Here is a 15,779-nt window from a genome sequence, read left to right on the forward strand (position 1 = left end):
ATTGGCTAGCAACATTTTTTTCACATTCTGATGGACATTATATTTTTTGATTTATTCTAAGGCTATTATTTTTATTTAAAATATGAATATTTATCTTTTTTCTACACCTATAAAAGCGGATATAAAAACTAACCTATTATATCAAAAAATAAATTAATTTCTTTTAACATTATATAATAAAATTAAATGAAAAATAACTTTGTAGAACTAATATTAATAATCTTAAATTTATTTTATTATTAGGTTTTAAATATGCTATTAGAATCAAATTCAAATATTTCCTTAAATTTATTTTCAATTTTTAATAAATCATTTTTATCAACATCAAATTCTTCTTTTATCATTCCGTCTTTTAAAAAACATACCCGATTACAAACTGCTGCAACTTCTTGAAAAATATGAGAGCAAATTAAAATTGTTTTATTCATTTTTTTATTTAAGTTCAATAACAGTTCATTAAACCTTAATTGCATCAATGGGTCTAACCCAGATGTTGGTTCATCTAAAATAATATATTCAGGGTCATGAATTAACGCTGCGATAATTGCTATTTTTTGTTTGTTTCCTTTTGATAGTTTTTTAATCTTTACATCAAGATCAACTTCAAAGAATTTTACTAAATTATCAAAAAAGTCTTTATTTATAAAGTTTTTTGTTTGTTCAACAAACTTAAAATAACCTCGCCCGGTCATTTTTTCATAAATTGCAATTTCACCAGAAACATATCCAACTTTATCCATAATAATTTTTGAATTATCTCAAGTATTAACACCATCAATCATTACTTCACCACTATCAGGTTTTATAAATCCCATTATCATTCTAATCAACGTTGTTTTTCCAGCACCATTTGGGCCAATTATCCCATATATTTGACCTTTTTTAATATTTATATTGATATTAAAAGCGCCTTTTTTATGTCCATAATCTTTTGTAATATCTTTTATAACCATTTTTAAAAACCCCTTTTTCTAAATATTAAAATCAATTTTTTTAAATTTTTTTAAATCAATAAAAAAGACAAAACAAGCAAGACAAGACCCAAATATAATAAATAATCACCCTTGTAAATAGTTATGTTTAGGATTAACTTTATTTATCATATAAATATTTTTTTCAGGATCTGGTATTCAAATATTTGTTTTCTTTGTATCAAATTGATTTCCAGCCAAGTTAAATATATCAATATAGTAGAACATTTTTGAAACAAAACCATCAACACTGTTATATTTAATAACATTATCTGCAATGAAAACTCCAATCATGGCAAGTGTTATTGCAAAAAATATAAAATTTACAGTCTTAATATATTCAAATAAATATAAATACACTAGCGCATATAAAGATGTTAATAATAATACAAATATAATAAATGAAACTAATTGTGTTAAATAATTAAGATAATCTGTTGAATCAATTGCTTCATTTTTAAAGATAAATATAAAAGATGTTAATAAAATTGGTGACAAAATTATTATTATTTCAATATATATACTTAATAATTTACTAAGAAATAATTTCTGTCTTGAAATTGGTGTTGTTAGTCATATTGTAATTTTTTTTGAATAGGCTTCTAATAAAAAATGAATTGTAAACGCTAACATAAAATAAAATAAAACATATACAATAATTGGTCCAGATAATAAAAAATAAATCATATTATTAATACCAATGTAATGTTGAGGATTACCACCTATCGACCCATTCTTATGATAATAAATATCTAAATAATACATTTTAGAAAAAACACTATCATCCTTATCTGTAGCATAAACAAATGATGATACTTGTCCAGCAAAAGCTACTGACATTATAAAAAAAACTAATAAAATTATCCAATCTTTTTTTAAAGACTTATTTAATATCACAAATGTCTTGTTTTTTAACTTAAACATCTTACCCCCTTATAAATTAATCCTATTAATATTAATTTCAAAATAATCCAATAATTTGTTAATTGTCATTATTTTCAATATTACCCATTAATTTAAAAAAACTTAATAAATTATTATCCGTTATGTTATTATCACCACAAGTAGGACAATTTTTTTGTTTGTATCATTCTGTCACTTTTGTAAAACTAAGTGTATCAAAATCTAATCTTGTAATTCAATTATTAAATTTACCATCTTGTAATAAAATAATTCATTTTTGAATTATAATAGAACACAATAAGCTTATAGTATATGATGTTGCTGAGGTTTGAGGCACAAAGTTTGAATTTTTTAAAGCTAAAATAAAGTTATATCACTTTTCATCAACTGTTCCAACAAATAGGCAATCAACGCACCCTGATTTAGCGGGGTCCATAAAAAAATATCTGCCATTATTTTTTTGGCAAAAGGAGAACAAAACTGGCTTATTGGCAATATAGCAGGCCTTGTTCACAATTCTTTGCATTTTATAAGGAGGGTCATCTGCGCAAGAAAAAACTCAATCCACATCATTTACATACTTTTGAATATCACTTACACTCTCAATATTACATTTTAATTTTCTGATTCTTCCTTTAGAATTTTTATTTAAAAAATAATCTTCAGCAACATCAATTTTGTCACGTGAGACTTCCTTTTCACCTCACAAAACTTGTCTAGATATATTTGATAAATCCACTTTGTCAAAATCTATAACAGTTATATTCTCAACTCCCAATGACACCAAATGTGATAGTATTGTAAATCCACCACCACCAACTCCAATAATTAAAACTGAAATTTTATTTAATTTATTTTGAAAATCAATACCATTAATTTTATCAGAATTAAAGTAAAAAATATTTGATCGATACCTTTCAAATCATTTTTCATTAGTAAACTTTTTATCTAAAACTAATAAAAATCCTTTATCCTTTAATTTATTGATCCCATCAATAAAAAAATGTATTTCTGCATTTTTAATCCCAATATTATTAGCAATTTTATTAGCATCATTATAGCCATCAAATAGTGTTAAGGCTTTTCTTCAATACCCATTTTCATCATCCAGATAATAAATGTTGTTATCATCTGTACCAATTCTAAGCACTTTCTCATTAATCATAAAATAATTTATAGATTTATTCCATAGAGGATACATAACTTTACCGCTTCTTTACATTTTAATTATACTTATAAGAAATTACGTGATAATAAATTTATATCTTTTATATTTATAACATAAATTTTATATTATATCATTTTAAGGTTTTCAAATAAAAATTAGCAAATAAAAACTGGATTTCTCCAATTTTTTTGATTTTATATTAAATAAAATATCAATTTCCATCTAAAATAGATGATTCATTTACTTCAACTAAAACTAATTCTTTCATAGAAATATCCTCCTTAATAAAATTATAAATCATTATAAATATATTATTAAAAAAAATAATTTTTTCTCTTTTTTTAAAAAAATAAAAAATTATTTTTAACAAAAACAAGGGGATTTTAACATACTTAAGATTGAATTACCAAATACACTAAGATTTACTTTTCTCGTCTTCTAAATTTGTATAACCATATAAATATCATATTATTTAATTATATATAAAAATTATCAAAACACCTACTCTATTCAAAACATAATTATCTAAATTTTTGATATAATTAGAGCGTAAATAAGGAGATAGATTATGGCAAAAGTATTAGTATTAAAAGTAACAATGATTAATGATAAAGTTAGTTACTCAACAGCAATATTAAATAAATTTATAGAAGTATACAAAAATAAATATAAAAATGATGAAATCATTGAATTAGACTTAACTAATGAACCAATGGCACAAAAAGCATTAACAAGAGATAATATGGGAAACTTTTGAAATAAAGATGATTCTGAAAAATATATTGATCAGTTAAAATCTGTGGATAAATTAATCCTAGCTTCTCCGATGGTGAACTTTAATATCCCAGCAATACTTAAGAACTATATAGACCACGTATTTTTAGCAGATAAATTATTTTCATACAAATATTCAAAAAAAGGTGATGCAATTGGACTTTTAGATAAACTAAAGGTTCAAATAATTACAACTCAAGGGGCACCCGTTGGTTGATATCCATTTTCAAGCCACACTGAATATTTAAGAGGTCTTTGAGAATTTGCAGGAGCAAAAATTAATCGTCCAATTGTTATATCTGGGACAAAAGTTGAACCATATTCAAAAATGGATATAAATGACTTTGTAAAAAGTGAATTAGATAATATTATGGAATCTTTGAAAGAATTTTAAAAGGATAGATAGCGTAATGAATCTAAAGAAAATACACCATTTATCATTAGCACAAGCAAATCCTTTAGAATATTTTAAACGATCAAATCTATTAGAAGAAGAATTACTTTTTGATGAAGAATTTTTATATAGAGTATCTAATACTAGATTTTTTGTTCCTTTAAAGAAAATGTCATATAAAGAAATTTCAGGTTCAACAGGAGAGGCAATACCTCTGTTATTGTTCAAACCCGACTTTACACCATTTTTTACATTTTATAGTACAATAACAAAGGCTTTTAATATTGTTAAAACTGAAGGAGTTGGGTCAAATGATTATTTTTCTGACCTACTATATCGTGATATGTGTGCTCTTGACATTATTAATCTCTTAGAAGATAATGATATAAGAGAAGCGGATATCGATGCAGATAAATGAACTGTTTCACCTCTTCACCTAAAAAAACCTAGAGCAAAAAGTTGAAAAAGTGCATTAACAAGTATAAAATATAAAATCTCACAAGAAGAGAAAACAGTTGATGCTAAAATAGATGATACTCTAGAACAAGCTATCACAATTATTAAATCAAAAAAATTTATTACAAACATTTACTTAGAACAGATAGAAATAAGTAAATTCAAAAAATATAAATTTTATTTATCATCAGTAGAAGACCCATATATACTTTTTAATGAGTATGCAATATTATTAGAGACAATAAATGATTTGTTTAATAATGATATATTCATAGAGTTTATTTGTATATTTGAAAAAGATATAAAAAATTTAGTTTTTGATAATGTATTACAAGTTAGTGCAGCAATAAAAAATTAAAAATTCTTAAATTATAATTTAAGAATTTTTTTATACCATGGCTGTTATATAGAATAAAAGCAGTTAATAATATTTACAAATAAAAATATTTAGGAGATTTTATAATATTATCTTTTTTTAATATTTTTTACTGTCATCTTATTGTTATTAGAATTTTTATTTTTAACATGACATTTAACACATATAGAATTGTCAATATTTAGGTCTCACATCTGGTCAATTGTAAAATATTCCTCACAAATAATACAACGCCTAATTTCTTTATCTTTATACTTTTTGAGTGCTAACTGATAGTTTAATTGATTTGTTTGATATGCATTTTTTTCACGAATTAAACGAGCAACATCATTCTCAGTTGAATTCATCCAGATATTATCTCTAATTTTTTTTGGGCTAACACCATCCTTTAGCGCTTCATAGATTAATCTCATCATGTTAGCAGAATATTCGCTCGCAAGATATAATTGATATTCAATTCTATCTAGCATTCCATCTAAAATAACATCTAATTGCTTTTCATTATATCCCTCTAAGTTAATGTCTATGAATATATCAAAATCTTTTCTCTGTAAAAAACAAGCCTTTACCACACAATCAAATGAAAATCGATTGTCTAATAAATAACAAAGCCTTTTAATATGATTTTCTCTAATTAATGATTCATTAATTGCTGATTGTGAATATGCAATTTTCTTTCATATTTTTGGGTCATTATAATCAGTTTTTTTTGTATCTTCCAATTCACGTAAATAAGATGTTAGTGTTTTAACAGATTCAACAAGGCCGATAGATTCATTCTTTTTTATTAAATCATTAATTTTTCAATTAACTAAATGACAAATTAACTCATACATTCTTTTCAAGAAATTACTATCATTTGTTTCGTGGGCAAATAATGAAACTCAAGATAGAGGGTAATTTCTTAAAAGACAATTTTTTAATCACTCCATCTGGTCTTTATTGAAATATGGACAAGCAACAAGAGAAATAGATTCCTTCGAAAGCCCCAATTCTAAACCACTACTTATTTTTATTAATTGCTCTGGATCAAACTCTAAAACATCATATTTCATTTTGTACTCATACCCTTCTTTTATATTATTAACTCCAATTTTAAATTAAATAGATTTTCAATATACTCGTAAAAATCTATATCATATAGAGTTTTAATTTCTACACCATTTTTTAAAATAAGATAAATAGCTGTATGTCGCTTATTATATAGGCCAGTTGAAACATCATCAATTGAGATTACACTAGAAATAGTGACAATTTTTTTATCATAAGATAAAGCAAACAGTCCATTTTTGTTTGAAAAACAATAAATATAGCAAAACATAATATAAATAACATCAAATAAAAACAATGTTACATATATATAATATAATACCATATTTTGAGAATTAATTAAAGATAATATTGCAAATAATGTAAATACAATTAATAATAGTGGTAAATAATATTTATGAGAAATATTTGTTAATTTATATCTTTTTGAAAGTCATACCCTATCATATTCAAGAACTTTTATTTTTTTGACTTGGATTTTAATTGAAATGTATGTATAATAATCAATAACACATATTATTATTAATAGCACAATATTAATTAAATACTCATAATTCATTTATATATCCCCCGCGTTTAATCTAAATATGTGCTATATATTTTTCTCAATATTAAGAAAGTATCATAATCATTAACTATTATTTGATAATAATTTTTTTCCGTTAAGACAATAAGGCAATTTTTTCACTCATCTATATATCTTTTTAATGAATAATACATGTGTCTTATTTTTGAAAAAGGAATAACAATGAATTCTTCTTTGTTTTCTAAAATTAATCTAGAACTTGTAATAAACAAATTTATATATTCAACAAATATTTTATTTTGACCAATCTTAAAAAAATCTAACATTAAATAAAAACAATTATTTAGAGTCTCATTTTCATTTCTTTTTATTGCCTTTTTTTTATTTGTTAAAAAATAATGACTATTTTTTTCTATCTTATATAAAAGTTCTCCATCATCCAGTATAAAGTTTTTAATGTCTTCGGGATGTATTGGGGTTAACTGATAATCATTAGTTGTTTTTAAAAGAGAAAAAATCTCATCCCTTTTCTCCTTAAACCCATAATGGCTAAGATGATATAAATATGCCAGTAAGAAAAATATAAACAACGCAATTACTCAAATTGCAAATAAAATTATAATTATAATTAGTTGTAAACCCATTCATGCCTTTTATCAATAAATTTTTTTCTAATAAATAATGGTAATTCATTATATATAATCTTATTTAATTACTATTTTTCTTTTCTAATTGTCCAAAATATAAACTAGATAGCGAATCAATAAATTCATTATAAACACTTGAGCTTGAACTATCGTCTCCACCCTGAGTTTGCAATAAGACCTTCATATCAAATTTACCAGATAATACAGCTCCTAGAAACTTAGCTGATTTTTCAACATTTGTTGAAATAGTAAAACTTAGATCAGTTGACTGAGCGTAAAATGCATAAAATTGTTTGCTATTATCCATAAAGGATGAAAGAACCGCTAAATTAACATAAGTTGCATTTTGAAGAGATCAATTTTGTTGACTAGCTATATCTTTAGTTGACACAGAAGATTCCTTATCCTTTAAATCTACAATTGGAGCCACTGGGTCACTTTGTTGTGTTTTTTCCCCAAGGGTTATTGTAACATCTGTAGTTAAACCTCCAGCAGATACTGTATATGTTCCTGGTTTTGAAATAGATAACTTGTTAGTTGATTCATCAAAACTAAAGTTTGTATTTGTAGAATCATTTTTGTCTTTAACAGAAATTTTATCTTTTCCTATATAATAAACAGTAATATTTGTTGTATCATTATTAGCAAGAGTCGCCTTAGAAGCGCTTAAACCAATTTCTTTTTGTATAGGGTCCTTAAAATAATCAGTTGGAATTAGTAAGGCTATTGTTGCAGTATTTCCAACTGTTTTTGTTTTTCCTGTGTCAAGAGTGACTTTATAATCTTTTTTACCAGCATCTAAATCCTTAATATTATAAAAACTATCACCATTAGTATATGATGTTGGCATAGAAGCTGTTTCTGGTGTTAATGTATTTTCTCCATCTTTAAAATTTAATTTAGAGTATCCAAAAGCCTGAACTAATACACCAGAGCTTTTAATTGTTGTATATTCACTTCCATTAAATATTTTATTAAAAGTTTCTTCTGTTTTTTTACCAACACCACTTGTGTCGCTTGTATTTAAAGTTGCGGTAAATGTGAAAGTACCCTCACCCGCAGACTTAATTTTATCACCATTTGCATTAAAAACAATATTATTATTACTATCTTTTGTGAAATATTTATCACCCTCTTGTGTTAATGTGCCTGTTATTGGTTCTGTTGAACCATCGGCTCCAGTTAATATATTTTCTTGATGACTATATGTTTGCACAAAGCTATATTTAATATCATAACCAAGGGCAATTAAGTCCTTAATATTTGCAAATGAAAATGCAATTGGTTTATTTTTGTTATTGTTAATTGCTGTTGGAAAACCATTTTCTCCACCCAATATTTCCAATGAAGATGGAAAATTATCTTCATTTTTATTACCATTATATGATAATAATTCAATCGCTGGGACACATTTTATTGCAATATCATATGTTAACACTTTAGAACCATTTTTAGCAGTTATACTTAAAGTCCCAGTTCCAAAACCTTTCATTTCAACAGTGGTTACACCTGAGGTTGTTATTTTAGAAACTGTAAATGGGTCTTTGTCTTTATTAAAAGATTGAAAATTCTTTCCAGTAACACTAAAAACATAACCTTTTTTTAGCATAGTTGGATAACTTTTTATTGCTATATTTTGGGTTTTTGTTACAGCACTAAGATCTAAAGACTTAATGTTATTAGTAACTTCAATTTTGTCCTTACCGTTATCTGATTTATCTCCTCCATTTTTTGGGTCTGAAGAATTACAAGAAATAACTCCACTAGTTGAGGGAACAATTCCCAAAGATAGTGCTAATAAAGATAAAATTTTTTTCATTTTCATATTCCCTTCATTTAATAATTAAAATATCATTATTTTTATTATACATTATTTTTGAAAATGTTTGTAGATAAAATATACAATTGACTATTTTTAAGTCCTAAACACATAAATAAATTATATTAGATGGGTCTATATTTAATTTAAAATAATTAGTAGAAAAGAATAGCAAAATATGGTATAATAAATTAAATAAATGGAATTTGGGGACAGATATCTATGTTAATAAAAACTGAATTTTCTAAACGTGTAAGTGCAGAATTGAGAATTTTAATTGATCGAGAAAATGTTTTTTCTGGGACAAACACACTAAACAATCTTATTACTAAATTATTTTATGTTGCAAAACACTCTCCAAAAGAAGGAGATGAGTTTGATAAGGACTATCTTAAAGAAATTGCAGATACAATCTTTAATTTAGAAGATTTAGTTGTTAAAAATGCCCTTACTTATGAAGAGTTAATTTATGTATCATATAATAAAGAAATAAACCCTCAACAATGGATTGATTTTGCTCAAAGCGAAGCAAGAAAAGCTAGTTATGAAATGTATGATGATGACGAACTTGTGTATTTACGCGGACTACATATTTCATACCTTACTTGAGTTTATTGTGATGATTCATTAAAGCGAGCAAGAATTAGAATCTCTCGTGAATCATTTAAAAAAATAGCTCAAATTGAAAAAGACTATGTTATTAAAAGAACCGATAATTTAAGAGATATGCTAAAAGATAAAGAAAAATGGTAATTTCTAAAAATCATTTTCTAAGATTCAATCAGTATTTTTTAAACTATTTACAATTTTTTTAATCATATCAATTATTGATGAATATCCTTGATTTCTAATCAATGGATATTTTTTATCAAAATATATTTTTAAGTACTCAATCTTACTTTTATATGCACTTAAAAAATTATATGCAAGTTGATTTAAATATTCTAAATTTTCACGACTTCGAGAAGTTATAATATCATCACGTAGATTAGATGGGATTGAATTAAAAATAACCTTGGATTTGCGATTAATTTCATATCGTAATAAGTTTATATTAGCTTGACCACTTTTTAAATATGGTGTACAAACAAAAGAAAGATCGTGTTGTCTTGCATAATCAAAAGCAGAAATTGAATAACCAGACTCAACTTTCATATTATTTTGATACTTTCGAAGCTCATCATTATTTTTAATATTAAAAATATCAATAAAAGAAAAGTAATTGGCAGGCACAACAAATCCTGTTATTGAATTTAACGAATATCGAGAAACACTTTCAAAGAGCTCGATAATCATATCGTCAAATTCACTAAAGAAATATGTTGTTTTCTTGTACATATTATTTAAAATATAAAAACCCAAGCTTTGAAAATTAATATGATGCTTTAATCAAAAACTAAGGTTTTCAGTTTTTAGAAAATTCTTAATATCAAAACTGCTATTTCACTCATTTGCAATAGAATCTTTAATTGTTTTGGCAATATATTCATAAAAACCCCTCAATATCATATAATCAATATTATATGTATATGCAAAATCATCTTTTAAAACAAAATTAATTAAGTGTTTAATATTTACCAAAAAGCCAGAACTTATCTTATTTGCTTTTAAGAAGTCATCACAAACTTTTAGAACATTTTCCTCGTTTCATTTATTATTAATAATTGCATAATGTTTATCATCCTTACTATTAACATACATTATAATAGCATTAAATATATATTTAACTTTATCTGATTTGAATATAATTTGAATAATATTTTGTGAAATATTAACGGAATGAGTTTTATTAACTCTACTTGCAAGCTCACTTACGATTGTAAATATTTTTTTAGGTTCTGGTATTTGGGTTTTATAAAAAACAAATGCAATATCTAAATTTATAATCTCAAGGCTTCTCTCATAAGTTTTATACCTAAAATCCCCTATTTTTTTAATATCAATTTTCTCAAAAGTTTCCTTAATAAGGTTAAAAAAATATAAGACTTTCTTATCAATTGTTGTATCAATTAGTGATTTTTTAACACTATTATTGAAATCTATTAAGAATTTGCTATTTTTCATATTCACTTCCATCTATATCTTCGCTTCGATATTTACTTTCATTATTAAATTTGTATTCATAAAATATACTAAAAAGAACCATTTTTTCTCCAGTAACTCCATCAGCATAAATATTTGCGGTTCTTATTTTGATTTGAGTTTCCTCAAAATATTTAGTGCTATTTTTTAGAGTATATGATTGGGATATTTGATCGAATGTAATTAAAACTTGATTTTCAAGTAAAAATTCTAAATCAATTTTTTCGATCAATATTTTATGTGTTGATGGATTATAAATATTGGTTACATACTCTTTAAAATCATTTCAAAAGTGATTATAAGATTCTCAAATTTTATTAGTAAAACTTCCAAAATTTTCAAGTTGTAAAGATTTCAATATTTTATCAAATAGACTAATTTTTTTATATCGAAAATTTTTATCTTCAAAAATTTTTGTGACTAAATTTTCATCTGTTAAATTATTATTATAAACATATGCCATTCATTTTTTTAAATAATCTGAATTTATTATTTTCTTTATCATATAGGACATAAATCCATATTTAATAAATAATCATTGCTTTTTATTGAGTGATAATAATAAAATCTTTTCTCATGATTTTCTCTCTTTTATATTTAATAGCGTAAAGTCTCTACTATCAATTTCAAAAAATAAAAACCTTAGATATCCATGAGTAATTGCATTTAACTTTCTAAAATTTGATAAAAATTGTAAACTAAATGAAAACTCAATCTTCATTTCATTGCAAATAATTATTGGAAAATTTTTTGACTGTAAACAACAACGAATATTAATTATTATTTGTTCAAATCTTTGTATCTTTTGACAATTAAAAACCACATTAATTGAATCAAAATATTGATACTTCTTACTATTTGCCAATCCTGAAATAGTTTTTGATTTAAATTCAATACTAATATTTTCAAGATTGCGATACTTAGAATTCATAAATGCAAAAACTCTTTTTTTTAATTGACATAAATAACAATTTCTTGGGTGTGTTTCTACCTCATTATGGTTTTTATACTCTAAATACTTTTGTTTACTAACATATTTTATTGCTAGCAAATCAATTACAGCTGTTTTTTTATTTTCAATATCGATTGCCAACATATCTGTATTTTGATTTTTATATCTTCCATGCTTTTTAATATCTATATTTAGTAATTTTAATTGTTCTTTAATAAATAAAATATTATTCTCAATGAACCTAAATTGGTCATTGGCTTGAATAAGTTTTGCTTTTTTTATATTTTCAATTATCGATAATTGCATTCTAATATTTTGTGTTTTAATTTTCTTATCTAAATTCATCAAAAGCCTCAATATCTTTATTTTATCAAATTTAAGGGCCAATTATCCCTTATTTTACTTTAACATTAAAATTATTTTATTAACAATAAATTACAATATTATATAATTATTGCAACTTTATTACTATTATTAATGTAGAATACTAATATGCATAGATATTTTACAAATGAGAAGAATAGAGAAATAATAACTCTTAGAGGCAATACATTTCACCATATTAAAAATGTTATTAAATTAAATATTGGCGATAAGATTGAGTGTGTATACGAAGGCAGACTATTTTTAACATCAATTTATGAATTTCATAATGATTTTTTAAATGTCAAAATAAGTGAAGAAGTACATATCGAAAATAAAAAACATAAAATTATTGCAATCGTTGGAATAATTCGCGAACAAAAATTTGATTTTTTATTACAAAAATTAACAGAAATTGGTGTTGATGAGATATGACCTTGTCAATTTATTCGAAGCGTTGTAAAAATAAATGAAAATAATGAAAATAAGAAATTAAAAAGATGGGGAGAAATTATTAAATCTGCCGCAGAACAATCTAAACAAATAAAAATTCCACACCTAAAAAAAATAATTAGAAATATAAAAGAGATAGAAACCATAAAAGCTGATATTAAAATTATTGCTTGAGAAGAGGAGAAAAATTTTTCTTTAAAATCATTAACAAAAAAAATTAATAAAGTGGCATTTATTGTTGGACCTGAAGGGGGAATCGATAAAACCGAAGTTGATGAATTGACTAAATTTGGATATATCCCCATAAGTCTTGGTGACAATATTTTGCGAGCAGAAACAGCGGCTATATATTTATTGTCAATATTAAATTATCTATTATCCTAAAATATAAATTAAAATCAATATCAAATTATTGATAGATTTAAAACCTTATTATTTTATCCAAGAAATTTTAAATTTTAAAAATAAAATAAGTCACAAATAATTGAAAAATTATCTTGTGACTTATTTATTATAAACTGGGTACAACGCTAATTATCATCGCCTTGTTTTTTCTTAATATCGCTTAATATTTTTTCAATATTCTCAGCGCTATCTGTTCATTGGTCGTAAACAAATTCTAAATTTGGTACGCTTTTTACATTAATTTTTTTAGCAAGTAACATCCTAATTTCTTTAAGATTATCACTTAATATTTTTTCATAAGTTTTGATATCGTGATCTTCATCTAATAATATTGTATAATAAATCTTTGCATGACTCTTATCTTTTGATAATCTTACTTCAACAACATTCACTCTTAACAAAAAATCATGGTTATTTTTTATTTCCTTTTGCAATATTATATTAACATCTCTCAAAATGGTTGATTGTAATCTTTCAATGTCTTTTAGCATAATTATTTTACCTCCTGATTTTTATACCCTTCAATAATATCTCCTTCTTTAATATCATTAAAGTTTTTGATTGTTACTCCACATTCATGGCCTTCTTTCGCTTCCTTAATTTCATCCTTAATATGCTTAAGGGAAGAAATTTCACCAGAATATACAACAATACCATCACGAATAATTCTAACAGAACTTCCTCTATATATACTTCCATTAATAACATAGCATCCAGCAATCGTTCCAACTTGTGAATGCTTGAATATCGCTCTTACTTCTGCTTGGCCTGTGATCACTTCTTCAAATATAGGGTCTAACATACCAGTTGCAGCATCTTCAATCTCTTCTAAAATTTTGTAGATAATAGTGTGTAGCCTTATATCTACTTTTTCTTCGTCAGCTTTCTTTCGAACTTCTCCAGTAGGACGAACATTAAATCCATATATTATCCCATTTGAGGCTTGAGCTAGTGTAATATCGGATAATGATATAGCACCAACTGTTGCTCTAAGAATATTTATTTTAACTCCCTCAATATTAATTTTTAATAAAGAGTTTCTTGTTGCTTCAACAGACCCCTGAGCATCAGCTTTTAAAATAATATTAATTGACTTTAGCTCTCCAGCATCTATTTGTTCTTTAATATTTTCTAGCGAGAATGATGATTTTTTGTTATTTAATAAATTTTGGATTTTTAATTTTTGAGCTTTAGCTATTTCTCTTGCTGTTTTTTCATCACCAACAATTAAAAACTTATCTCCTGGCATTGGTGTTTCATTAAGTCCCATTACCACAACTGGTTGAGATGGATATATTTCCGTTAAACGATGGCCATGTTCATTTTCCAATTCCTTAACAACACCATAAGTACCACCAGCTACCATAAGGTCTTTTTTTCTTAATACTCCGTGTTGAACAAGAATTGTTGCAATTGGTCCACGACGCTTATCTAAATGAGATTCAATAACAACTCCCCTAGCAGCACCTTTGTGATTTGCCTTGTATTCATTAATTTCTGCAACAATATTAATTGTTTCAATTAATTTATCCAAACCAATCTTTGTTTTAGCACTTCCTTCTACAAAAGGAATGTCTCCACCGTATTCTTCTGCAACAATACCAAAATTCATTAATTCTGATTTAACATTTTCCGTTTTTGCATGTGGCTTGTCTGTTTTATTTATAAATGTAATTATATTTGTATTAGCTGCTTTTGCATGATCAATTGACTCCTCAGTTTGAGGTTTCACACCATCATCAGCAGCAACTACTAAAACAACAATATCGGTAATATTTGTACCTCGTGCTCTCATTTCTGTAAAAGCTTCGTGACCTGGTGTATCTAAAAATGTAATTTTTCCACCTTTTGATTCAATTTGATAAGCGCCGATATGTTGGGTAATACCACCATGTTCTGTATCTATTACATTTGAATCTCTTAACGCATCTAATAATGTTGTCTTACCGTGGTCAACGTGGCCAACAATTGTCACAACTGGCGGTCGTTTTTCTCAATTAGAATCATCCTCGTTTAACATTAATGTATCAAATATATTTTCTTTTGTAACACTAACTTCTTTTTGAAAATCATAACCAAATTCTAAACATAACTCTCCCATTTGTTCCTCTGAAAGAATATTGTTAAGGGTTAACATTATTCCATTGTTAAAAAAATGCTTAATAATATCCTTTGCATTTTTATTTATTTTCTGAGCAAAATCCTTAATTGATAATTCAGAAGTATAAACAAATATACCATTGACAAGACCAGTTTCAATAGTCTCGTTTAGAGATTTTTTTATATGGGCATTGATATGTTTTTTTTGTTGTTTTTGAACATTTTTATTGTTGTTGTTTTTTTGTCCCCCAACGTTTTTTTTATTATTAATATTATTTTTTTTATTTTGTTGTGCCATACAATTAAACCTCCATTATTTATTCATTAACCTCTTTATATT

15 protein-coding genes are annotated in these 15,779 nt (G+C 25.0%); 4 read left to right on the plus strand and 11 right to left on the minus strand.

Annotated features, from left to right (window positions below):
- Window positions 1-239: 239 nt before the first annotated feature.
- From AAHM97_RS03225 to AAHM97_RS03235, 3 genes are read right to left on the minus strand one after another with little or no spacing between them, the layout of a single operon-like run.
- The gene (locus AAHM97_RS03225; RefSeq protein ID WP_342268505.1) at window positions 240-953 is read right to left on the minus strand and encodes an ATP-binding cassette domain-containing protein; all 714 of its coding nucleotides are present in this window, start codon (window positions 951-953) and stop codon (window positions 240-242) included.
- 18 nt (window positions 954-971) lie between these two features.
- Window positions 972-1,895 (minus strand): hypothetical protein, encoded by a 924-nt coding sequence (locus tag AAHM97_RS03230; RefSeq protein WP_342268506.1) that lies wholly within the window; start codon window positions 1,893-1,895, stop codon window positions 972-974.
- A gap of 58 nt (window positions 1,896-1,953) precedes the next feature.
- Window positions 1,954-3,039, minus strand: coding sequence for a ThiF family adenylyltransferase (locus tag AAHM97_RS03235; protein WP_342268507.1), 1,086 nt, complete (start codon window positions 3,037-3,039; stop codon window positions 1,954-1,956).
- Window positions 3,040-3,610: 571 nt separating this feature from the next.
- Between AAHM97_RS03235 and AAHM97_RS03240 the strand changes: the two genes are divergently transcribed.
- Together AAHM97_RS03240 and AAHM97_RS03245 are read left to right on the plus strand one after the other, a co-directional pair.
- Window positions 3,611-4,210 carry an FMN-dependent NADH-azoreductase gene (locus AAHM97_RS03240; protein ID WP_342268508.1) on the plus strand — a complete coding sequence of 200 codons (600 nt, stop codon included), beginning with the start codon at window positions 3,611-3,613 and terminating at the stop codon, window positions 4,208-4,210.
- Window positions 4,211-4,226: 16 nt separating this feature from the next.
- Window positions 4,227-5,024: a hypothetical protein gene (locus AAHM97_RS03245; protein WP_342268509.1), complete on the plus strand. Its 798-nt coding sequence runs from the start codon at window positions 4,227-4,229 to the stop codon at window positions 5,022-5,024.
- Between the two features lie 107 nt (window positions 5,025-5,131).
- Here AAHM97_RS03245 and AAHM97_RS03250 read toward each other — a convergent pair whose 3' ends face one another.
- From AAHM97_RS03250 to AAHM97_RS03265, 4 genes are all read right to left on the minus strand, one after another.
- Window positions 5,132-6,097, minus strand: coding sequence for a hypothetical protein (locus AAHM97_RS03250; RefSeq protein WP_342268510.1), 966 nt, complete (start codon window positions 6,095-6,097; stop codon window positions 5,132-5,134).
- Window positions 6,098-6,117: 20 nt separating this feature from the next.
- Window positions 6,118-6,651, minus strand: coding sequence for a hypothetical protein (locus tag AAHM97_RS03255; protein WP_342268511.1), 534 nt, complete (start codon window positions 6,649-6,651; stop codon window positions 6,118-6,120).
- 17 nt (window positions 6,652-6,668) lie between these two features.
- A complete protein-coding gene (locus tag AAHM97_RS03260) occupies window positions 6,669-7,262 on the minus strand; it encodes a hypothetical protein (protein WP_342268512.1) in 594 nt (197 codons plus the stop codon).
- Between the two features lie 64 nt (window positions 7,263-7,326).
- The gene (locus AAHM97_RS03265; protein ID WP_342268513.1) at window positions 7,327-9,084 is read right to left on the minus strand and encodes a hypothetical protein; all 1,758 of its coding nucleotides are present in this window, start codon (window positions 9,082-9,084) and stop codon (window positions 7,327-7,329) included.
- Window positions 9,085-9,306: 222 nt separating this feature from the next.
- On the opposite strand from AAHM97_RS03265, the gene AAHM97_RS03270 reads away from it, so the two are divergent.
- Window positions 9,307-9,837 carry a hypothetical protein gene (locus AAHM97_RS03270; protein WP_342268514.1) on the plus strand — a complete coding sequence of 177 codons (531 nt, stop codon included), beginning with the start codon at window positions 9,307-9,309 and terminating at the stop codon, window positions 9,835-9,837.
- A gap of 3 nt (window positions 9,838-9,840) precedes the next feature.
- Here AAHM97_RS03270 and AAHM97_RS03275 read toward each other — a convergent pair whose 3' ends face one another.
- Window positions 9,841-11,148: a hypothetical protein gene (locus AAHM97_RS03275; protein WP_342268515.1), complete on the minus strand. Its 1,308-nt coding sequence runs from the start codon at window positions 11,146-11,148 to the stop codon at window positions 9,841-9,843.
- Window positions 11,138-12,463 (minus strand): hypothetical protein, encoded by a 1,326-nt coding sequence (locus AAHM97_RS03280; RefSeq protein ID WP_342268516.1) that lies wholly within the window; start codon window positions 12,461-12,463, stop codon window positions 11,138-11,140. The genes AAHM97_RS03275 and AAHM97_RS03280 overlap by 11 nt, the downstream gene beginning before the upstream one ends.
- 147 nt (window positions 12,464-12,610) lie before the next feature.
- On the opposite strand from AAHM97_RS03280, the gene AAHM97_RS03285 reads away from it, so the two are divergent.
- Complete coding sequence (locus AAHM97_RS03285) at window positions 12,611-13,318, plus strand: RsmE family RNA methyltransferase (RefSeq protein WP_342268517.1); 708 nt, start codon at window positions 12,611-12,613, stop codon at window positions 13,316-13,318.
- A gap of 146 nt (window positions 13,319-13,464) precedes the next feature.
- On the opposite strand, the gene rbfA is transcribed toward AAHM97_RS03285, so the two are convergent.
- Both rbfA and infB read right to left on the minus strand, forming a co-directional pair.
- Window positions 13,465-13,830, minus strand: coding sequence for a 30S ribosome-binding factor RbfA (gene rbfA, locus AAHM97_RS03290; protein ID WP_342268518.1), 366 nt, complete (start codon window positions 13,828-13,830; stop codon window positions 13,465-13,467).
- A 2-nt stretch (window positions 13,831-13,832) separates the two neighbouring features.
- On the minus strand, window positions 13,833-15,737 hold the full coding sequence (infB, locus tag AAHM97_RS03295) for a translation initiation factor IF-2 (RefSeq protein WP_342268519.1): 1,905 nt from the start codon (window positions 15,735-15,737) through the stop codon (window positions 13,833-13,835).
- Between the last annotated feature and the right edge of the window lie 42 nt (window positions 15,738-15,779).

The organism is Spiroplasma endosymbiont of Aspidapion aeneum, assembly GCF_964031045.1.
Classification (GTDB): domain Bacteria; phylum Bacillota_I; class Bacilli_A; order Mycoplasmatales; family Mycoplasmataceae.